This window comes from Aeromicrobium sp. IC_218, assembly GCF_004336805.1.
Lineage (GTDB): Bacteria > Actinomycetota > Actinomycetes > Propionibacteriales > Nocardioidaceae > Aeromicrobium.
The window spans coordinates 329505-349608 of record NZ_SJXM01000002.1 but is presented as its reverse complement, the minus strand read 5'-3'; the positions used below and the strand labels follow the sequence as shown (position 1 = coordinate 349608).

Below are 20104 nucleotides of genomic sequence, written 5' to 3'. Positions count from 1 at the left end.
CTCTCGACTCAAGGACGTCCCGCGCCCATGTTCGACTCCCTGCAAGACCGCCTGCAGTCCGCGTTCAAGAACCTGCGCGGCAAGGGTCGGCTCTCCGAGGCCGACATCGACGCCACCGCGCGCGAGATCCGTGTCGCGCTGCTCGACGCGGACGTCGCGCTGCCGGTCGTCAAGGAGTTCGTCGCGCACGTGAAGGAGCGCGCCCGCGGCTCGGAGGTGAGCCAGGCGCTCAACCCGGCCCAGCAGGTCATCAAGATCGTCAACGACGAGCTGGTCGCGACGCTGGGCGGCGAGACCCGCCGGGTCCGCTTCGCCAAGACCGCCCCGACCGTCATCATGCTGGCCGGCCTCCAGGGCGCCGGAAAGACGACGCTCGCCGGCAAGCTGGCCCGCTGGTTCAAGGACAACGGCCACTCGCCGATGCTCGTCGCGGCCGACCTCCAGCGGCCCAACGCCGTCACCCAGCTGCAGGTCGTCGGCGAGCAGGCCGGCGCCACGGTCTACGCGCCCGCGCCGGGCAACGGCGTCGGCGACCCCGTGCAGGTCGCGCGCGACTCGATCGTCGAGGCCCGCCGCACCCTGCACGACGTCGTCATCGTCGACACCGCCGGACGCCTGGGCATCGACGCCGAGCTGATGCAGCAGGCCGCCGACATCCGCGCCGCGGTCAACCCCGACGAGGTCCTGTTCGTCATCGACGCGATGATCGGCCAGGACGCCGTCGCCACCGCGCAGGCCTTCCTCGAGGGCGTCGACTTCACCGGCGTCGTGCTCACCAAGCTCGACGGCGACGCGCGCGGTGGTGCCGCGCTGTCGGTCCGCGCGCTCACCGGCCGCCCGATCATGTTCGCCTCCACGGGCGAGAAGCTGACCGACTTCGACGTCTTCCACCCCGACCGCATGGCCTCGCGCATCCTCGACATGGGCGACGTCATGACGCTCATCGAGCAGGCCGAGAAGGCCTTCGACGCCGAGCAGGCCGAGAAGGACGCGGCCAAGATCGTCCAGGGCTCGTTCACGCTCGACGACTTCCTCAAGCAGATGGAAGCCATGAGCAAGATGGGCTCGATGACGAAGCTGCTCGGCATGCTGCCGGGCATGGGCCAGTACAAGGAGCAGCTGGCCAACTTCGACGAGAGCCAGGTCGTGCGCATCAAGGCCGTCATCCAGTCGATGACCCCGGCCGAGCGCGACAACCCCAAGCTCATCGACGGCTCGCGCCGCCTGCGCATCTCCAAGGGCTCGGGCACGCAGGTCAAGGACGTCAACGAGCTGGTCGACCGCTTCTACGAGGCCCGCAAGATGATGCAGGCCATGGCCAAGGGCGGCGGCATGCCCGGGATGCCCGGCATGGGCGGCGCGGGGATGCCCGGCATGCCCGGCAAGCGCGCGGGGGCCAAGCAGAAGCCGCAGAACAAGGGCAAGAAGGGCAAGCGCGTGTCGGGCAACCCGGCCAAGCGCGCGGCCGCGTCCCAGGGCAAGCCGGCCCAGCCCGCCGACGGCGCTGCCGCGTTCGGCTTCGGCGCGCAGCCCGGCGCCGACGACTTCGAGCTGCCCAAGGAGCTCAAGGACCTGCTGTAGGCCCGGCGTGGACGTCGTCCTGCTCGGGTCCGGCGCGGCCGACGGCTGGCCCAACCCGTTCTGCGGCTGCGCCTCGTGCCGCGACGCGGCCGAGCGCGGCACCGTCCGCGGCCAGACGTCCGCCCTCGTCGACGGCACGCTGCTGCTCGACTGCGGGTCGGGCGTGCCGGCGCAGGCCGTCCGGCTCGGTCACTCGCTGGCCGCGGTGCGCCACGTCCTGGTGACCCACGCCCACGTCGACCACCTCGGACCGCAAGCGCTGCTGTTCCGGTCGTGGACGTCCGCCGGCCCACTGGACGTCGTGGGGCCGACGTCCGCGCTCGACCAGTGCCGCGACTGGATCGGCCCGGACGACCCGGTGCGGCTCGTGCCGGTGAGCGCCGGTGACGACGTCGTGCTGGGGGAGCACCGGGTGCGGGTGCTTCCCGCCGCGCACCGGGTCATGGCCGACGGCGATGCCGTCCTGTACGACGTCACGGCACCGGACGGTGCGCGTCTGCTCTGGGCCTGCGACACCGGCCCGTGGCCCGACCACTGGTACGCCGCCGTCGCCGGTGCCCGCTACGACCTGGTGCTGCTCGAGCAGACCCACGGCCGGCGCACCGGTCTCGGCGACGGCCACCTGCACCTCGGCACGTTCGGCGACGTCCTGGCCCGGCTGCGCGACGTCGGTGCGGTCGACGGGCGGACGCTCGTCCGCGCCATCCACCTGGGCCACCACAATCCGTCCGAGCCGGAGCTGACGGCCGCGCTGGCCCCGCTCGGCGCCGCGCCCGGCCGCGACGGCGAGCGGCTCGCCGTGCCCGCTCGCGCCGGGAGGCCCGCGCGCTAGTACGGTCGAGCGCATGGGGAACGCACCGCTCGTGGTCGTGATGGGCATCTCCGGCGTCGGGAAGTCCGCGGTGGGCCACGAGGTGGCCGACCGGCTGGACGTCCAGTACGCCGACGGCGACGACTACCACCCGCAGGCCAACATCGAGAAGATGTCCGCGGGCACCCCGCTGGACGACGACGACCGCTGGCCCTGGCTGCGCGCGGTCGGGCAGTGGCTGGCCGACCGCTCCGACGTCGGCGGCGTGATCAGCTGCTCGGCGCTCAAGCGGTCCTACCGCGACGTGCTCCGCGAGGCCGCGCCCGACGTGCTGTTCCTGCACCTCGTCGGCGACCACGACCTCATCGCCGACCGCATGTCGCACCGTGAGCACTTCATGCCGGTGTCGCTGTTGGAGTCCCAGGAGCGCACGCTCGAGCCGCTCGCCGACGACGAGCGTGGCTGGGTCTACGACATCACTCCCTCGCCGGGCGAGATCGCCCAGCACTTCCTCGCCGACGCCGGACTGGAGAACCCCGCATGACGCTTCCCACGCTCGTCCTGCCCGCGGCCACCGAGACGGTCGAGCCGGTCGCCGGCGACGGCCAGCTCATCACCGCGGCCCTCGTCGGCATCGCGGTCCTGGTCCTGCTGATCACGCTGGTCAAGCTGCACCCGTTCCTGAGCCTCACCATCGGCTCGCTCGTCGTCGGCCTGGTCGCGACCATGCCCATGGCCGACACCGTCGCGGCCTTCACGAAGGGCTTCGGCGAGACGTCGGCCAACGTGGGAATCCTGGTCGCGCTCGGCGCGATGTTCGGCAAGCTGCTGGCCGACTCCGGGGGAGCGGACGCGGTGGTGGACGCCATCGTCGGACGCTCCAGCGCGCGGGTGCTGCCGTGGGCCATGGCCGGCATCGGTGCCCTCATCGGCCTGCCGATGTTCTTCGAGATCGGGCTCGTGCTGCTGCTGCCGATCGTGTTCCTGGTCGCCAAGCGCTCGGAGCAGAACGTCGTGGCGCTGGGCATCCCGGCCCTCGCCGGCCTGTCGGCGATGCACGCCTTCGTGCCGCCGCACCCCGGACCGCTCATCGCGATCGACGCGGTCAAGGCCGACCTCGGCACCACGCTCGGCCTGGGCATCCTCATCGCGCTGCCGACGATCGTCGTGGCCGGCCCGCTGTTCGGCAAGCTCGCCGCCCGCTGGGTCCACCTGCCCGCCCCGACCACCTTCGAGCGCACGAACGTCCCCGAGCACGGGGCGCGTCCGTCGTTCGGTGCCACGGTGGCGACCATCCTGCTGCCGATCGTCCTCATGATGGCCAAGGCCGTCGTGGACGTCCTGGAGGTCGACGGCTGGATCGGCACCGCGCTGGACTTCCTGGGCACGCCGATCATCGCGCTGCTCATCTCGGTGCTCGTCGCCATGGTCGTGTTCGGCCGCGGCGCCCGCATGCGCCGCGACGAGGTCATGAAGATCGTCGAGGGGTCGCTGCCCGGCGTCGCCGGCATCATCCTCATCGTCGGGGCGGGCGGCGGCTTCAAGGAGACGCTGATCGAGACCGGCATCGCGCAGGTCGTCGCCGACTGGGTCAAGGACTCGGGCTTCTCGGTGCTGGTCGTCGCCTGGCTCGTCGCCGTCGGCATCCGCCTGGCCACCGGCTCGGCGACCGTCGCCACGGTCACGGCCGCCGGCATCATGGCGCCCATCGCGACCGACCTCGGCTCGGTCGAGACGTCGTTGCTGGTGCTGGCCATCGGCGCCGGCTCGGTGTTCTTCTCGCACGTCAACGACGCGGGCTTCTGGCTGGTCAAGGAGTACTTCCGCATGGACGTCCCGCAGACCATCAAGACCTGGTCGCTCATGGAGACGGTCCTGTCGGTCACCGGTCTCGGCGTCGTCCTGCTCGCCGACCTCGTCGTCGGCCTGCTCTAGCCCGCGCGCGCGTCGCGGTAGGGGACGCCGGCCACGAGGCCGGACAGACCCCGGCGGTCGCGCGTCAGCGGCACCGCCACGACGGCGGCTACGAGCAGCACCGCGGTCGCGGCCGACGCGGCTCCCGGCACCCAGCCCGGGTGGCCCGGCGCCGTGGCCACGGCGTGCACGAGCGCGAGGGTGCCCGCGGTGCCCAGGCAGCGGCGCAGGCGGTCGGCGACGCGCGGACGTCCCGGCCAGTCCGGGACGAGCCACAGGGCGCGCTGGCCGAGCGACGCCCCGCTGCCGGTGGCGGCCGGCCCGACCACCACGAGCAGGGTCGGGACGACGACCGCCGCCACCCACTCGGGCCAGCCGTTGCGCAGCGGGATCTCGTGCCCGGTGGCGAGCAGCACGAGCCGGTAGGACACCACGGTGGCGTAGCCGAGCAGCGCGTAGGTGCCGAGGTCGACCACCATCGCGCTCCAGCGCCGCCACACCGTGACGGGGCGCGCGCGTCCACGGTCCTCGTGCAGCTCGGCGGACCCCGGCATCCACCCCAGGACGGCCGGGGCGAGCGTCGCCCCGAGCAGCGCCCCGGCGGTGTTGGTGAGCACGTCGTCCACGTCGCCCACGCGGTAGCTGCAGCCGATGAGCCCGAACAGGCCGGTGTACTGCGACAGCTCGATCAGCGTCGACGCCACGAACCCGCTCAGCACCGACGTCACCAGCGACAGCCCCAGGAACCGGCGGGCGAGCACGCCCCACGGGACGAACAGCACGACGTTGAGGACGACCTGGAGGGTCACCGCCGACGTGAGCGTCGCCCGCGTCCCGAGCCCGGCGGTCTCGCGGCGGATGTCGGCCAGGCTGTGCAGCGGCACCAGGTCGTGGCCGACCGCGTGCTCGGCGCACCAGGCGTCGAGGTCGCCGCTCGGGAGCGGCAGCAGCGTGTAGGCGGCCAGCGTCACCAGGTACACCGCCAGCGCGGCGGCGCCGAGCAGGCGGGGGAGCGACAGTCCGCCGTACCGGCGCGACTGGAGCACGAGCACCGGGACGAGCACGCCGACGAACAGCAGGGAGCCCAGCAGGACGCCGACCCAGGCCGGCCACGTCCACGCGTCGATCATGCTCAGAGGGTAGGGGCCGCCGATCGCTGGCATGAGGCACCGCGCGGTGCCGCCGGACCGGTGGCACCGCGCGGCGGCGTCGAGCCCGTCAGCTGCCCGTCTTCGTGACGCCGAACATCAGCACCCGGCGCTCGATGTCGTAGAACACCTTGTCGGTGTTCGCAAGGGTGTCCTGCAGGTTGTCAGCGTCGTCGGCCGTCAGGGTCAGGACCTCCTCCCAGGCGCCCTCGTCGAGCACCAGCTGCAGCGTCCAGATCCCCGGGCCACCGGACTCGCCCGCCGTCCAGCTGAACTGGTAGTGGCTGAGCTGACGCACCTTGAGGCTGTCGTCGGTCATGCGTGGTCGTGCCATGCTCGCTCCTCCCGTCGAGGCGGCCGCCGGCCGCCGGGTGATCCACGCCGCGTCCGGGCGGGATGCGATCCGGGTACCCCGGTGCCGTCCGCGCGAACGACCCTGCGCGCCGGGTTGGAGACCGCCGGGGCTCTCTGGCAGAATGATCCCTTGTGTCCGCTGGGCACGGGACCCTCTCAGCCCGTGCTCGCCGGTCCCACGACCTTCCCCGGGTCCGCGTCCCCACACGGCACCGGCGGTCATCACACTCGAGCTCCAAGGAGACACCACAACCGTGGCAGTCAAGATTCGCCTCAAGCGCATGGGCAAGATCCGTGCTCCGTTCTACCGCATCGTCGTCGCCGACTCGCGCACCAAGCGCGACGGCCGCGTGATCGAGGAGATCGGTACGTACAACCCCAAGACCGAGCCCTCGACGATCTCGGTCGACTCCGAGCGCGCCAAGCACTGGCTCTCCGTCGGCGCGCAGCCGACCGAGGCCGTCGCCGCGATCCTCAAGATCACGGGTGACCTGGGCGAGGGCAAGAGCACCCTGAAGACCCCGACGGCCAAGCGCGACAAGGCCGAGGCGTTCAACGAGGCGCTCAGCGAGATCCACGCCGAGCCGAAGGCCGAGGCCACCACGGCCAAGAAGCCGGCCAAGAAGAAGGCCGACGAGCCCAAGGCCGACGAGCCGAAGGCCGACGAGGCCAAGGCTGACGAGGCTCCCGCCGCCGAGACCCCGGCCGCCGAGGCCGAGACCCCGGCGGACGAGTCCTGACGATGGGCGCCCCGCTCGACGAGGTCATCGAGCACCTCGTGGCCGGCATCGTCGACCACCCCGACGACGTCGACGTGCGTGCGAAGTCGACCCAGCGCGGTGAGCTGTTCGAGGTCCGGGTCAACCCCGCCGACCTCGGCAAGGTGATCGGCCGTCAGGGCCGCACCGCCACCGCCATCCGCACGGTCGCGAGCGCGCTCGCCGGCCGCGGTGGTGCGCGCATCGACTTCGTCGACGTCGATCGCCGGAGGTAGCGACGTGCGTGTCGTGGTCGGCCGCATCGGCCGCGCCCATGGCATCCGTGGCGAGGTCAGCGTCGAGCCCCGCACCGACGAGCCCGAGCGCAGGTTTGCGCCGGGCTCGTCGGTGTTCTCGGGCTCGCGGACGCTGACGATCGTCGCGGCCCGCCATCACTCGGGTCGTCTGCTCGTCCGGTTCACGGGCGTCGACGACCGCAACGCCGCCGAGGCGCTCCGCGGGCTCCTGCTCGAGGTCGACATCGACCCCGACGAGCTCCCCGAGGACCCCGACGAGTTCTACGACCACCAGCTCGAGGGCCTGGAGGTCCGCAGCGCCGGCGAGGTCGTCGGCACCGTGTCCCAGGTCGTCCACCTGCCCGCGCAGGACCTGCTCCTGGTGAAGCTGGACGCCCGCGAGGTCTACGTCCCGTTCGTGACCGAGATCGTGCCTGTCGTGGACGTCCGTGGCGGCTTCGTCGAGGTCGCTGACGTCCCGGGCCTGCTCGACCCCGACGGTGCCGACGTCGTGCCCACCGACGAGGGCTGACGTGCGCATCGACGTCCTCTCGATCTTCCCCGCCTACCTGGACGCGCTCGACCTCTCGCTCGCGGGCAAGGCGCGCGCCGCGGGGCTGCTGACCGTCCAGGCGCACGACCTGCGCGACTGGACCCGCGACCGTCACCGCACCGTGGACGACACCCCGTACGGCGGGGGAGCCGGCATGGTCATGAAGCCCGAGCCGTGGGGCGAGGCGCTCGACGCCACCATGACCGACGACGCCGTGCTGGTCGTCCCCACGCCGTCCGGGCAGCCGTTCACCCAGGCCGTGGCGCACGAGCTCGCCGCCGAGCAGCACCTGGTGTTCGCCTGCGGACGCTACGAGGGCATCGACCAGCGGGTGCTCGACCACGCCGCGTCCCGCTGGCGCGTGCGCGAGCTGTCGCTCGGCGACTTCGTGCTCAACGGCGGCGAGGTGGCCGCCCTGGCCATCGTCGAGGCCACCGTCCGGCTCGTGCCGGGCTTCATGGGCAACCCGCAGTCGCTCGCCGAGGAGTCCCACGGCGAGGACGGCCTGCTCGAGTACCCCGTCTACACCAAGCCGTCGTCGTGGCGCGGGCTCGACGTCCCCGACGTGCTGCTGTCGGGCAACCACGGCGCGATCGCGGCGTGGCGGCGCGAGCAGTCGCTGGAGCGCACCCGCACCCGCCGGCCCGACCTCCTCGCTCCCGAAACGGACTCGTAACACCTCTCGCGTTCATGTAACGACGCCGACACCGCACGGCAAACGCCTGCGAACAGGCACGGACCACGCTGACGCCAGGTCCGCGGAGCAACGACGCACTCGTGGACGTCCCCTTGTTCACCAGTGAAGAGGTTTGAGATGGAAGCGGGAACTATCTGGCTGCTGGTCTGCGCAGCCCTCGTGTTGTTCATGACCCCCGGCCTGGCGTTCTTCTACGGCGGCCTGGTCAAGGCCAAGAGCGTCGTCTCGATGATGATGCTGAGCTTCGGCGCCATGGGCCTGGTCTTCGTCCTGTGGGTGCTCTACGGCTACAACATGGGCTCCAACGGCAGCGACGTGATCGACGGCTGGCTGGCCAACCCGTTCTCGGACTTCGCGCTCTCGGACATGGCGGCGAACAGCCCCGAGGGCCTGGCCGGCGTCGCGTTCGGCTCGACCTTCGCGGTCATCACCACCGCGCTGATCTCCGGTGCCGTCGCCGACCGCGCCCGCTTCCTGCCGTGGATGATCTTCGCCGGCATCTGGGCGACGCTCGTCTACTTCCCCTCGCAGGGCTGGGTCTGGGGCTTCGACGACGAGGGCCTGACCGGCTGGATCGGCACCTTCACCGTCGGTGACGCGGCGCCCATCGACTGGGCCGGCGGCACGGTCGTCCACATCAGCGCCGGCGCGGCGGCCCTGGCCCTCGCGCTCGTCCTGGGCAAGCGCGTCACGGGCTTCACCAAGGAGGACGCCGTCCCGCACAACGTCCCGCTCGTGCTCATCGGCGCCGCGATCCTGTGGTTCGGCTGGTTCGGCTTCAACACCGGTGCCGCCATCGAGAACGGCCAGGGCGCGCTGATCTTCCTCAACACCATCGTCGCCCCGGCCGCCGGCCTGCTCGGCTTCGTCGTGATCGAGCACCTCAAGGAGGGCAAGGCCACCGCGGTCGGCGCCGCCTCGGGCGTCGTCGCCGGCCTGGTCGCCATCACCCCGGCGTGCGCCAACCTGACGCCGTTCTGGTCGATCGTCCTCGGCCTGGTCGCCGGCATCGCCTGCGCCTTCGCCATCGATCTGAAGTACAAGCTCGGCTACGACGACTCGCTCGACGTCGTGGGCCTGCACCTGGTCGCCGGCGTCCTCGGCTGCCTGTACCTGGGCTTCTTCGCCACCGACACCGGCCTGTTCGTCGGGGGCAACATCGACCAGCTGGTCGCGCAGGTCGTCCCCGTCGTGGTCGTCATGGCCTACTCGTTCGCGGTGGCCTTCGCCGTCGCGACCGTCCTGGACAAGACGATCGGCTTCCGTGTGAAGGAGGAGGACGAGGTCGCCGGCATCGACACCGCGCTGCACGGCGCGGGCTACGCCTTCGACTGATCCTCGACACGGGCCCCGCCGGACACGCTCCGGCGGGGCCCGTCCGCGTCCGGGCCGATTTCCTCGCCCCGGACGCGCTGTGGCAGACTTGTCCCTCGGTGTCGCACCCCGCTGCCGCAGGGGCACGGTGCATCACGACGCCACCTCAGACCCAGCAACACCGAACCCACCGTGGCCGACCTGCGGCTGCTGCGAGAGATGAGAAGACATGACCAACGTCATCGACCAGATCGCCGCCCAGTCGCTCCGCGACGACGTCCCCGCGTTCCGCGCCGGCGACACCCTCAAGGTCCACGTCAAGGTCGTCGAGGGCAACCGCTCCCGCGTCCAGGTCTTCCAGGGCGTCTGCATCAAGGTGCAGGGCTCGGGCATCGGCCGCACCTTCACGGTCCGCAAGGTCAGCTTCGGCGTCGGCGTCGAGCGCACCTTCCCGCTGCACACCCCGGTCATCGAGAAGATCGAGGTCGCGACCCGCGGCGACGTGCGTCGCGCCAAGCTGTACTACCTGCGCAACCTCCGCGGCAAGGCCGCCAAGATCAAGGAGAAGCGGGACGTCTGAGACCCTCGTCCGACGAGGGGCTAGGCTCGCCGCGTGACGCAGCAGGCCGACAAGAGACACCTCCCCATCTGGCAGGAGACCATCCTGCTGGTGGTCACCGCGGTGGTGATCGCGGTCGTCGTCAAGACGTTCTTCCTCCAGGCGTTCTACATCCCGTCCGGCTCCATGGAGCCGACGATGGTCGAGAACGACCGCCTGCTGGTGCAGAAGGTCTCGTACTGGTCCGGTGACCCGGACCGCGGCGACATCGTGGTCTTCGACGACCCCGGGGGCTGGCTGGCCGAGGACGAGTCGCGTGCCGCGACGAACCCGGTCCAGAAGGCCCTCGAGGTCGTCGGTCTCTACCCGACCGGCGGCCACCTGATCAAGCGCGTCGTGGGCGTCGGCGGCGACACCGTCCGGTGCTGCACCGACGACGGACGCCTCACGGTCAACGGCACGCCGATCACCGAGAAGTACCCGCTCGACGCGTCGGTCACCGCCGACACCCCGTTCGAGGTCAAGGTGCCCAAGGGCTACCTGTGGGTCATGGGCGACAACCGCGACAACTCCGCCGACTCGCGCGCTCACATGGGAGAGCCCGGCGGCGGGTTCGTGCCGGTCTCCGACGTCGTGGGCAAGGCGTGGCTGCGCGTGTGGCCGTTCGACCGTGCCGGCTTCGTCGACGGCACCGACGCGTTCGACGACGTGGCGGAACCGACGAAGTGACGGCCACGGTCGAGACGCCCCGGCGCGCGTCCCGTCCCCGCTCGGCGGCGCCGAGCCTGCGGGTCGAGCGCCGCATGCTGCGCGAGGGCCGCACGACCCTGGCCTGCTTCGACGAGGTCGGCCGCGGCGCCCTGTGCGGCCCGGTCACCATCGGCGCCGTGCTGATCACCGCCGAGACCCCCACCGCGCCGCAGGGCGTCCGCGACAGCAAGCTGCTGACCGCCGACGCCCGCGAGCGGCTCGCCCCGCGCATCCGCCGCTGGGCGACCGCCCACGCGGTCGGCCACGCGTCCTCGGCCGAGATCGACGAGCACGGCATCATCGCCGGGCTGCGTCTCGCCGGGCACCGCGCGCTCGCCGGGCTCGGCGTCGTCCCGGACGCCGTCCTGCTCGACGGCAACCACGACTACCTCACGACGCCGGCCCAGACCGGCCTGTTCGCGCCGCCGTTCGAGGTCGACCACGTCCCGCCGGTCACCACGATGATCAAGGCCGACATGCAGTGCGCCGCCGTGGCGGCCGCCAGCATCCTGGCCAAGACGGCCCGCGACGCGATCATGGTCGCCCTCGCCGACGACCACCCGCAGTACGGCTGGCACGAGAACAAGGGCTACTCCGCCCCCGGTCACGTCGCCGCGCTGGCCGAGCACGGCCCGAGCCCGCACCACCGCGTGTCGTGGCGCCTGCCCGGTCTCGGCGGCGCGGACGACGTGCCGCCCGAGGCTCTGCTCGGCTGAGGCGACCCGCCCGTACAGTTGCCCCCACCTGCCATCGAAGGAGCGCCTGTCGCATGAGTGCCGAGGACCTGGAGCGGTACGAGTCGGAGATGGAGCTCGCGCTGTACCGCGAGTACCGCGACGTCGTCGAGATCTTCAAGTACGTCGTCGAGACCGACCGGCGCTTCTACCTGTGCAACGCCGTCGACGTGAAGGTGCGCTCCGAGACCGGCGACGCCTACTTCGAGGTGACGATGAGCGACGCCTGGGTGTGGGACATCTACCGCCCGGCCCGCTTCGCCAAGAACGTCAAGGTGCTCACCTTCAAGGACGTCAACGTCGAGGAGCTGAGCAAGTCCGACTTCAAGGTCCCGACGACCTGACATGGACCTGCGACCCACTCCCGAGCAGGAGTCCTTCCGCGACGTCGCCCGCGCGTTCCTCGAGCGCGAGGTCGTCCCGTTCCGGCGCGACTGGGACCGCGCGGAGTCCATCGACACCTCGCTGATCGGGCGCCTGGGGGAGCAGGGCTTCTTCGGCGTCACCATCCCCGAGGAGCTCGGCGGCGTCGGCGGCGACTACGTCACCTACGCGCTGATGATGGAGGAGCTCGGCCGCGCCGACTCGTCCGTGCGCGGCATCGTCTCGGTCTCGTCCGGCCTGGTGGGCAAGCCCGTGCTCGAGCACGGCACGCCCGAGCAGCAGGAGCAGTGGCTGCGTCCCATCGCCCGCGGCGAGAAGCTCGGCTGCTTCGGCCTCACTGAGCCCGGCACCGGCTCGGACGCGGGCAGCCTCACCACGCGGGCCGTGCGCGACGGCGACGACTACGTGATCGACGGCGCCAAGATCTTCATCACCAACGGCACCTGGGCCGACGTGTGCCTGGTATTCGCCCGCACCGGCGGCCCCGGTCCCAAGGGGGTCAGCGCGTTCCTCGTGCCGACGGACACGCCGGGCTTCGAGCGGCGCGAGATCAAGGGCAAGCTCGGCCTGCGCGGCCAGGCCACGGCCGAGCTGGCGTTCCAGGGCGTCCGCGTCCCGGCCTCGGCCCGGCTCGGCGAGGAGGGGCAGGGCTTCAAGATCGCCATGTCCACCCTGGACAAGGGACGCCTGGGCATCGCGGCCTCGTGCGTCGGCATCGTCCAGGGCTGCCTCGAGGCGGTCGTCGACTACACCACCCAGCGCGAGCAGTTCGGCCGGCCGATCGCCGGCTTCCAGCTGGTGCAGGAGATCATCGCCGACCTCAGCGTCGACGCGGACGCCGCGCGGCTGCTCGTGTGGCGCTGCGCCGACCTGGTCGACCGGGGCGAGCCGTTCGGCGTCGCGGCGTCCAAGGCCAAGTACTTCGCCAGCGAGGCGGCCGTCCGGGCGTCCAACCAGGCGATCCAGGCGTTCGGCGGCTACGGCTACGTCGACGAGTACCCGGTGCAGAAGTACCTGCGTGACGCGCGGGTCATGACGCTGTACGAGGGCACGAGCCAGGTGCAGAAGCTGCTCATCGGCCGCGCCGAGACCGGCATCAACGCCTTCACCTGATCGTCCACAGCCGGTCGCCAGGGCGGGCCCGTCCACAGCCCGACGTGCTGGCGGGGCCTCCGGTCGGTGCGCGCGGCGAGCGTGGTCGCCATGACCTACGCACGCAACAAGGCGCTCGGCGGGTACGGCGAGCGGGTGGCGGCCGACCACCTGGTCGCCCAGGGCATGGTGATCCTGGCCCGCAACTGGACCTGCCGGTACGGCGAGATCGACCTGGTCGCCCGTGACGGCTCGACCCTCGTGGTGTGCGAGGTCAAGACCCGCACGTCCGAGACCCACGGGTCGCCGTTCGAGGCCGTGTCGGCGACGAAGGCGGCCAGGCTGCGCCGGCTGGCCTCCCACTGGCTCGAGGTGCACGACCTGCACCCGCCGGCCGTGCGCATCGACGTCGTCTCGGTCCGGCTGCCGCGGCGGGGCGCGCCGGTCGTCGAGCGCGTGACGGGGGTGGCCTGATGGCGTCCGCCACGCGCTCGGTCGCGCTCGACGGGCTGTCGGGGCGGCTCATCGAGGTGGAGGTCGACGTCAGCAGCGGCCTGCCCACCACGGTGGTCGTTGGGCTCGCCGACACGATGGTGAGCGAGGCGCGCGACCGGGTGCGGGCCGCGGTGGTCAACTCCGGCACGTCCTGGCCGGACCAGCGGGTGACCATCAACCTCGCGCCCAGCACGCTGCCCAAGACCGGCAGCCACTACGACCTCGCGATCGCGGTCGCCGTGCTCGGGGCCAAGGACGTCCTGCCGCTCGACGCCCTGCGTGACGCGGTGCTGCTGGGGGAGCTCGCGCTCGACGGCCGGCTGCGCGCGGTGCGCGGCGTCCTTCCCGCGGCGCTCGCGGCGGCCGAGGCGGGTGCGGACCACGTGGTCGTGCCGGAGTCCAACGTGGCCGAGGCCGCGCTCGTGCCCGGCCTGCGGGTCGTGGGCGTCCGCTCGCTGCGGCACCTGGTCGCGCTGCTGACCGGCGAGGACGAGCCGGACGACCCGCCGGTCCCGCCGCTCGAGCCGTCGCGCGAGACCCGGTGGGACGCGTGCGCCGGCCTCGACCTGGCCGACGTCGCCGGGCAGGACGAGTCACGCCTGTCCGTCGTGGTCGCGGCAGCCGGCGGGCACCACCTGCTGATGACCGGCCCGCCCGGCATCGGCAAGACCATGCTGGCCCAGCGGCTGCCGGGTCTGCTGCCCGACCTGGAGCGCGAGCAGTCGCTGTCGGTCAGCGCCGTCCACGCGGTCGCCGGGGTGCTGTCCGCCGACGAGCCGCTGCTGGTGCGGCCCCCGTTCCTCGACCCGCACCACACGGCCAGCGCGGTGTCGATCGTCGGTGGGGGCACGCGGGGCGTCCGTCCCGGGGCGATGAGCCTGGCCCACCACGGCGTCCTGTTCATGGACGAGGCGCCGGAGTTCGCCTCGAACGTCCTCGACGCGTTGCGCCAGCCCTTGGAGTCCGGACGCGTGGTGGTCTCGCGGGCGGCCCAGACCGCGGTGTACCCGGCGCGGTTCCAGCTCGTGCTCGCCGCCAACCCGTGCCCGTGCGGCCGGGCGGGCAGCACGGTCGACCGGTGCGAGTGCACCCCGCTGATGCGCCGGCGCTACTCCGACCGCATCTCCGGTCCGATCCGCGACCGCATCGACATCCACCGCACGCTCACGGCGCAGTCGCGGCCCGAGCTGGCCGGTGCGCTGGGCGACGCACGCAGCACCGCGGAGGTCGCCCAGCACGTCGCCGACGCCCGCGTCCGGCAGCGACGCCGGTACGCCGACACCCCCTGGCGCACGAACGCCGACGTCCCGGGGGCCGAGCTGCGCCGGCAGTGGCCGCTGGCCGACGACGGGCACGCCCTGGTCGACGCGCAGCTGCGGGCCCAGCGGCTCAACGCCCGCTCGGCCGACCGGGTGCTGCGCCTGGCGTGGAGCGTGGCCGACCTGCTCGGACACGACCGTCCCGACGCGAGCGACGTCGAGGCCGCCCTCGCGCTGCGCGGCTCGCTGCCGCTGCCGGGGCACCTGCGCCCCCTGGTGGCCAGCACATGAGCCCGGCGACGCGACGCTCGGAGTCCGACGTCCGGCGCCGGCTCAGCCTCGTCGCCGAGCCCGGTGATCCCCGCCTGCGCGACCTGCTCCAGCACCACGAGCCCGGTGCTGTGCTGAGAGCGGCGCAGGGCCGCGGGGTGCTGGCCGGACGTCCGCTGCCGGCGGCCTGGCAGGAGCGGGCGGCCGGTCTGGACGACGCCGACACCGTGGCCCTGGCCCGGGCGGAGTCGGTGGGTCTGCGCTGGGTGGTGCCGGGCGACGACGAGTGGCCGGAGCCGCTAGGCGACCTGGACCACGTCGAGCCGCTGGGCGGCACCGCCGGTGCTCCGCTCGGGCTCTGGGTGCGCGGCACCGTGCGACTCGACGAGGCGCTGTCCGCCGCGGTGGCGATCGTCGGCGCCCGGGCGGCCACGACCTACGGGCTCGGTCTCGCCGGCGAGATCGCCGCCGGGCTGGGCGACGCCGGTGTCGCCGTCGTCAGCGGGGCGGCGTTCGGCATCGATGCCGCCGCGCACCGCGGCGCTCTCGCCGCGCGGGGCACGACGGTCGCCGTGCTGGCCGGGGGAGCGGACCTGCCCTACCCGCGGGCGCACGCGTCCCTGCTCGACCTGATCGCGGCCGGCGGCGCGGTCGTGAGCGAGCAGCCGCCGGGACAGGTGGCGATCCGCGCGAGGTTCCTCACCCGCAACCGCCTCATCGCCGCGCTCGCGGGCGGCACCGTGGTGGTCGAGGCGGCCGCCCGCAGCGGGTCGCTCAACACGCTGCACTGGGCCGACCGGCTCGGTCGCACGACGATGGGCACGCCGGGGCCGGTCACCTCGCAGATGTCGGAGGGCGTCCACCTCGCGCTGCGCTCGGGCGAGGCCGAGCTGGTCACCCGGGCCGACGACGTCCTCGAGTCGCTCGGCGGCATCGGTGCCGAGCCGGCGCCCGAACCGGTGCGTCGCACGACCGCCTACGACCGACTCGGACCCGACGCGGCGCGGACGCTCGACGGCCTCCGGTGGTCCGAGACCCTCACCACCGACCAGGTGGCCCGACGTGTCGGCCTGGCCGGGTCGCAGGCGCAGGAGCACCTGACCGCGCTGGTCGACGCCGGCTACGCCGAGCGGCTCGGCGACGGCTGGACGCTCGTGCGGCGCGCCGACCTGGCCTGAACCCGGCGCGTCGCGGGGAAGCCACGGCGAGCCGCAGGGAGACTGGGGGCGTGAGCGAGCCGCGTGACGCCTGGGACGAGGTGCTGGACGTCTACGCCCACCACCTGCGTCACGAGCGCGGGCTGTCCGAGCACTCCGTGCGCGCCTACGTCACCGACCTCCAGGCACTGGCCGAGCACGCCCGGCTGCTGCACGTCCACGACCCGGCCGGACTCACCCTCCGCACCCTGCGCAGCCACCTGGCCAACCAGCAGACCCGTGGCCGGGCCCGCACCACGCTGGCCCGCCGGGCCACGTCCGCGCGCGTGTTCACCGCCTGGTTGGTCCGCACCGGACGCGCGACGCAGGACGCCGGCGCGCTGCTCGCCAGCCCCCGTCCGCACCGGCCGCTGCCGCCGACGCTTCGCCGCGACGAGGTCGAGACGATGCTCGAGCGCGTCACCGAGGGCCTGCCCGACGAGGGTCCTGTCGGGCGGCGCGACCTGGCGATCCTCGAGCTGCTCTACGCGACCGGCATCCGGGTCGCCGAGCTCGCCGGGCTCGACCTGGACGACGTCGACCGCGAGCGGCACGTCGTCCGGGTGCTCGGCAAGGGCAGCAAGGAGCGGGTCGTCCCGTTCGGCGGTCCCGCGGCCGACGCGGTGGACGACTGGGTGCGTCGCGGCCGTCCCGCCCTCGCCGTGTCGACGTCCGGGCACGCGCTCTTCCTGGGCGCCCGGGGCGGACGCATCGACGTGCGCGCCGTGCGCCGGGTCGTCCATGAGCGGCTGCGCCTCGTCGAGGACGCGCCGGACCTCGGACCGCACGGCTTGCGGCACAGTGCGGCCACCCACCTGCTCGAGGGCGGGGCCGACCTGCGGAGCGTCCAGGAGATGCTCGGCCACTCCTCGATGGCCACCACGCAGATCTACACGCACGTGAGCACCGACCGACTGCGCCAGGCCTACCGTCAGGCGCACCCGCGCGCCTGACTCACCCCAGTGGGTCGACCGGGGTGCCGCCGACCACGAGCATGAGGTGCAGGTGGCAGCCGGTCGACGAGCCGGTGGACCCGACGCGTCCCACCACGTCGCCGGCCGCCACGCGCTGCCCGGGCCGGACGTCCATCGCCGACAGGTGCGCGTAGCCGGTCAGCGCGTCGCCGTGCTCGACGTCGACCCGGTTGCCGTAGGCGCCGGCGAACGACGCGGACGCGACGGTGCCGGCCGCCGCGGCCCGCACCGGGGTGCCGCACGGCGCTGCGATGTCGGTGCCGTCGTGCAGCTTGCGGACCCCGGTCACCGGATGGACCCGCATGCCGAACGCGGACGTGACCGGGCCGGCCACCGGACGGCCGAGGTCGCCCGACCACTCGCCGGCGGGCGGCTGGGGGAGCGGGCCGTCGGGGTCGACCAGCCGGAAGCGTCCGGCCCCGAGAGCGGCCAGCGGGTCGAGGTACTCGTCGCCGGCCAGCCGGCCCAGGTGCAGGCAGGCGCGCGGCGCGCAGTGGCTGTGCTCGGCGACGAGCCGGCCGAGCGGCTCGCCCGCCGCGACCGCGTCCCCGACCCGCACGCCCGCGGCCACCGGCTGGTACGTCGAGCGCTCGGCCCCGTGGTCGACCACCACGACGGGCACCCCGCCCACCTGCCCGGCGAAGGTGACCCGTCCGGCCGCCACCGACCGCACGACCTCGCCGACCTCGCCGCGCAGGTCGACCCCGCGGTTGCCCGCGCCGTACTCGGTGGCGGGCGGCTCGAACTCGCGCTCGACGGCGCTGTCGGACAGCGGCCACGTCCAGCGCGGTGGAGCCCCGTGCGCCGGGGCGGCAGCAAGGAGCAGGACGGCGACGAGCAGCAGGCGGGCGAGGGGGCGCATGACCCCAGCGGACGCCTCCGAGCGGCGCCGCGGCCACGCCGTCCGGCCCGGCTGTGGACACCGTCCGGACGGGCCGACGATGTGGACCGAGCCGATTTCCGGCGGCGCGAGGCCGCACGGTAGGATGGGCCCATCACCTCACCGGAGGTGAAATTCGCGCGCCTGCACCACCTCGCGAGGGGTGGACCGGGTCCTGGTCTCCTCGGAGTCCTTCCCGCACGGCAGGCGCCAGGGTGTCGGCGGAGGTCGCCGGCACGTCAACCAGGACGGCACGCGTCAGCGTGCCACAAGGAGGAACGGCCATGGCCGTCGTCACCATGCGTCAGCTGCTCGAGAGCGGCGTCCATTTCGGGCACCAGACCCGTCGCTGGAACCCCAAGATGAAGCGCTTCATCCTGACCGAGCGCAACGGCATCTACATCATCGACCTGCAGCAGTCGCTGGCGTACATCGACTCCGCGTTCGAGTACGTCAAGAACACCGTCGCCCGCGGCGGCACGATCCTGTTCGTCGGCACCAAGCGCCAGGCGCAGGAGCCGATCGAGGAGCAGGCCAAGCGCGTCGGCATGCCCTACGTGAACCAGCGCTGGCTGGGCGGCATGCTCACCAACTTCACCACGATGCACCAGCGCCTCCAGCGCATGAAGGAGCTCGAGGAGATCAACTTCGACGACGTGGCCGGCTCCGGTCGCACGAAGAAGGAGCTCCTGCAGATGCGTCGTGAGTACGACAAGCTCAACCGCACCCTCGGCGGCATCCGCGACATGGGCAAGACCCCGTCCGCGGTCTGGATCGTCGACACCAAGAAGGAGCGTCTGGCGGTCGACGAGGCCAAGAAGCTGGGCATCCCGGTCGTCGCCATCCTCGACACCAACTGCGACCCCGACGACGTCGACTACCCGATCCCGGGCAACGACGACGCGATCCGCTCGGTCGCGGTCCTGACCCGCGTCGTCGCCGACGCCGTCGCCGAGGGCCTCAAGGCCCGCAGCGGCGCGCAGGGCGCGACCGAGACGCCCGGTGGCGACGAGCCGCTGGCCGAGTGGGAGCAGGAGCTCCTGCAGACCGGCGCCGAGGCTCCGGCCGCCGACGCCGCTGCGACCGAGGCTCCGGCCGCCGACGCCGCCACGACCGAGGCCCCCGCGGCCGAGGCCACCGAGGTTCCGGCCGCCGAGACCACCGAGGCGCCCGCCGCCGAGGCTCCGGCCACCACCGAGAACGCCTGATCGGTCGGCTCCGGCCGACCACCCGACCACCGCGGACGGCGGTCGCCGAGCAGCGATGCTCGGCGGCCGCCACCACGACGTAAAGGACATCCCATGGCAATCACCGCCGCAGACGTGAAGAAGCTCCGCGACGCCACCGGCGCGGGCATGATGGACGCCAAGAAGGCCCTCACCGAGGCCGACGGCGACTTCGACAAGGCCGTCGAGATCCTGCGCATCTCGGGTGCCGCCAAGGCCGCCAAGCGTGGCGCCGAGCGCGAGGCCACCGCCGGCCTCGTCGCCAGCAACGGCAACGCCCTGGTCGAGCTGAACGCCGAGACCGACTTCGTCGCCAAGAACGACCAGTTCATCGCCCTGGCCGAGCAGCTCGCCGCCGCCGCCAACGAGAACAAGACCGCCGACGCCGCCGCGCTCGCCGCGGTGACGCTGGAGGACGGCCGCACCGTCGCCGACACCGTGAGCCAGCTGGCCTCGGTCATCGGCGAGAAGATCGAGCTCGGCCGCGTGGCCTACCTCGACGGCGACGTCGCCGTGTACCTGCACCGTCGCGCCAGCGACCTGCCGCCCGCCGTCGGCGTCCTCGTCTCGTACGAGGGCCCGGACGAGGCCGCCGCCCGCGGCGCCGCGATGCAGATCGCCGCGATGCGGCCGCGCTTCCTGTCGCGCGAGGACGTCCCGGCCGAGACCGTCGCCAAGGAGCGCGAGATCGCCGAGGCCATCGCCCGCGAGGAGGGCAAGCCGGAGCAGGCGCTGCCCAAGATCGTCGAGGGTCGCGTCAACGGCTTCTTCAAGGAGGTCGCTCTCCTGGACCAGCCGTCGGTCACCGACAACAAGAAGACGGTCAAGGGCGTGCTCGACGAGGCCGGCGTGAAGGTCACCGGCTTCGCGCACATCGAGATCGGCGCCTGATCACCTACGATCGACAGCACGACGAGAC

General features: G+C 72.8%; 23 protein-coding genes. 20 read left to right on the top strand and 3 right to left on the bottom strand.

The window, feature by feature from the left end:
* Positions 1 to 27: 27 nt before the first annotated feature.
* From ffh to E0W78_RS03735, 4 genes are read left to right on the top strand one after another with little or no spacing between them, the layout of a single operon-like run.
* A complete protein-coding gene (gene ffh, locus E0W78_RS03750; RefSeq protein ID WP_131402491.1) occupies positions 28 to 1581 on the top strand; it encodes a signal recognition particle protein in 1554 nt (517 codons plus the stop codon).
* Positions 1582 to 1588: 7 nt separating this feature from the next.
* The gene (locus E0W78_RS03745; RefSeq protein ID WP_131402490.1) at positions 1589 to 2413 is read left to right on the top strand and encodes an MBL fold metallo-hydrolase; all 825 of its coding nucleotides are present in this window, start codon (positions 1589 to 1591) and stop codon (positions 2411 to 2413) included.
* Positions 2414 to 2426: 13 nt separating this feature from the next.
* The gene (locus E0W78_RS03740) at positions 2427 to 2936 is read left to right on the top strand and encodes a gluconokinase (RefSeq protein WP_131402489.1); all 510 of its coding nucleotides are present in this window, start codon (positions 2427 to 2429) and stop codon (positions 2934 to 2936) included.
* Positions 2933 to 4327: a gluconate:H+ symporter gene (locus E0W78_RS03735; protein ID WP_131402488.1), complete on the top strand. Its 1395-nt coding sequence runs from the start codon at positions 2933 to 2935 to the stop codon at positions 4325 to 4327. Before E0W78_RS03740 ends, E0W78_RS03735 begins: the two co-directional genes overlap by 4 nt.
* Here E0W78_RS03735 and E0W78_RS03730 read toward each other — a convergent pair.
* Together E0W78_RS03730 and E0W78_RS03725 are read right to left on the bottom strand one after the other, a co-directional pair.
* A complete protein-coding gene (locus tag E0W78_RS03730; RefSeq protein ID WP_165570399.1) occupies positions 4324 to 5436 on the bottom strand; it encodes a VanZ family protein in 1113 nt (370 codons plus the stop codon). The genes E0W78_RS03735 and E0W78_RS03730 overlap by 4 nt on opposite strands.
* 88 nt (positions 5437 to 5524) lie before the next feature.
* A complete protein-coding gene (locus tag E0W78_RS03725) occupies positions 5525 to 5788 on the bottom strand; it encodes a hypothetical protein (RefSeq protein ID WP_131402486.1) in 264 nt (87 codons plus the stop codon).
* Positions 5789 to 6062: 274 nt separating this feature from the next.
* Here E0W78_RS03725 and rpsP point away from each other — a divergent pair, with 274 nt between their 5' ends.
* From rpsP to E0W78_RS03655, 14 genes are all read left to right on the top strand, one after another.
* Entirely contained in the window at positions 6063 to 6548 is a 486-nt protein-coding gene (gene rpsP / locus E0W78_RS03720; RefSeq protein WP_131402485.1) for a 30S ribosomal protein S16, read from the top strand.
* A 2-nt stretch (positions 6549 to 6550) separates the two neighbouring features.
* Positions 6551 to 6802 carry an RNA-binding protein gene (locus E0W78_RS03715; RefSeq protein ID WP_019145352.1) on the top strand — a complete coding sequence of 84 codons (252 nt, stop codon included), beginning with the start codon at positions 6551 to 6553 and terminating at the stop codon, positions 6800 to 6802.
* Entirely contained in the window at positions 6789 to 7334 is a 546-nt protein-coding gene (gene rimM, locus E0W78_RS03710) for a ribosome maturation factor RimM (RefSeq protein ID WP_207392629.1), read from the top strand. The genes E0W78_RS03715 and rimM overlap by 14 nt, the downstream gene beginning before the upstream one ends.
* 1 nt (position 7335) lies before the next feature.
* Positions 7336 to 8031, top strand: coding sequence for a tRNA (guanosine(37)-N1)-methyltransferase TrmD (gene trmD / locus E0W78_RS03705; protein WP_131402483.1), 696 nt, complete (start codon positions 7336 to 7338; stop codon positions 8029 to 8031).
* Between the two features lie 138 nt (positions 8032 to 8169).
* The gene (locus E0W78_RS03700; protein WP_131402482.1) at positions 8170 to 9387 is read left to right on the top strand and encodes an ammonium transporter; all 1218 of its coding nucleotides are present in this window, start codon (positions 8170 to 8172) and stop codon (positions 9385 to 9387) included.
* 208 nt (positions 9388 to 9595) lie between these two features.
* Positions 9596 to 9946: a 50S ribosomal protein L19 gene (gene rplS, locus E0W78_RS03695; protein WP_131402481.1), complete on the top strand. Its 351-nt coding sequence runs from the start codon at positions 9596 to 9598 to the stop codon at positions 9944 to 9946.
* Between the two features lie 33 nt (positions 9947 to 9979).
* Entirely contained in the window at positions 9980 to 10654 is a 675-nt protein-coding gene (lepB, locus tag E0W78_RS03690) for a signal peptidase I (RefSeq protein ID WP_131402480.1), read from the top strand.
* Positions 10651 to 11391: a ribonuclease HII gene (locus E0W78_RS03685; protein WP_242686211.1), complete on the top strand. Its 741-nt coding sequence runs from the start codon at positions 10651 to 10653 to the stop codon at positions 11389 to 11391. Before lepB ends, E0W78_RS03685 begins: the two co-directional genes overlap by 4 nt.
* A 53-nt stretch (positions 11392 to 11444) precedes the next feature.
* Entirely contained in the window at positions 11445 to 11753 is a 309-nt protein-coding gene (locus E0W78_RS03680; protein WP_019145359.1) for a DUF2469 domain-containing protein, read from the top strand.
* 1 nt (position 11754) lies between these two features.
* Positions 11755 to 12906: an acyl-CoA dehydrogenase family protein gene (locus tag E0W78_RS03675; RefSeq protein ID WP_131402479.1), complete on the top strand. Its 1152-nt coding sequence runs from the start codon at positions 11755 to 11757 to the stop codon at positions 12904 to 12906.
* 90 nt (positions 12907 to 12996) lie between these two features.
* The gene (locus tag E0W78_RS03670; RefSeq protein WP_131402478.1) at positions 12997 to 13359 is read left to right on the top strand and encodes a YraN family protein; all 363 of its coding nucleotides are present in this window, start codon (positions 12997 to 12999) and stop codon (positions 13357 to 13359) included.
* Complete coding sequence (locus E0W78_RS03665) at positions 13359 to 14930, top strand: YifB family Mg chelatase-like AAA ATPase (RefSeq protein ID WP_207392614.1); 1572 nt, start codon at positions 13359 to 13361, stop codon at positions 14928 to 14930. The genes E0W78_RS03670 and E0W78_RS03665 overlap by 1 nt, the downstream gene beginning before the upstream one ends.
* Positions 14927 to 16087, top strand: coding sequence for a DNA-processing protein DprA (locus E0W78_RS03660; protein WP_131402477.1), 1161 nt, complete (start codon positions 14927 to 14929; stop codon positions 16085 to 16087). Before E0W78_RS03665 ends, E0W78_RS03660 begins: the two co-directional genes overlap by 4 nt.
* A 50-nt stretch (positions 16088 to 16137) precedes the next feature.
* Positions 16138 to 17058 carry a tyrosine recombinase XerC gene (locus E0W78_RS03655; RefSeq protein ID WP_131402476.1) on the top strand — a complete coding sequence of 307 codons (921 nt, stop codon included), beginning with the start codon at positions 16138 to 16140 and terminating at the stop codon, positions 17056 to 17058.
* Between the two features lies 1 nt (position 17059).
* Here E0W78_RS03655 and E0W78_RS03650 read toward each other — a convergent pair whose 3' ends face one another.
* Positions 17060 to 17941 carry a M23 family metallopeptidase gene (locus E0W78_RS03650; RefSeq protein WP_131402475.1) on the bottom strand — a complete coding sequence of 294 codons (882 nt, stop codon included), beginning with the start codon at positions 17939 to 17941 and terminating at the stop codon, positions 17060 to 17062.
* 302 nt (positions 17942 to 18243) lie between these two features.
* Here E0W78_RS03650 and rpsB point away from each other — a divergent pair, with 302 nt between their 5' ends.
* Positions 18244 to 19167 carry a 30S ribosomal protein S2 gene (gene rpsB / locus E0W78_RS03645; protein ID WP_131402474.1) on the top strand — a complete coding sequence of 308 codons (924 nt, stop codon included), beginning with the start codon at positions 18244 to 18246 and terminating at the stop codon, positions 19165 to 19167.
* 93 nt (positions 19168 to 19260) lie between these two features.
* Positions 19261 to 20076 carry a translation elongation factor Ts gene (gene tsf, locus E0W78_RS03640; protein ID WP_131402473.1) on the top strand — a complete coding sequence of 272 codons (816 nt, stop codon included), beginning with the start codon at positions 19261 to 19263 and terminating at the stop codon, positions 20074 to 20076.
* Positions 20077 to 20104 lie beyond the last annotated feature (28 nt).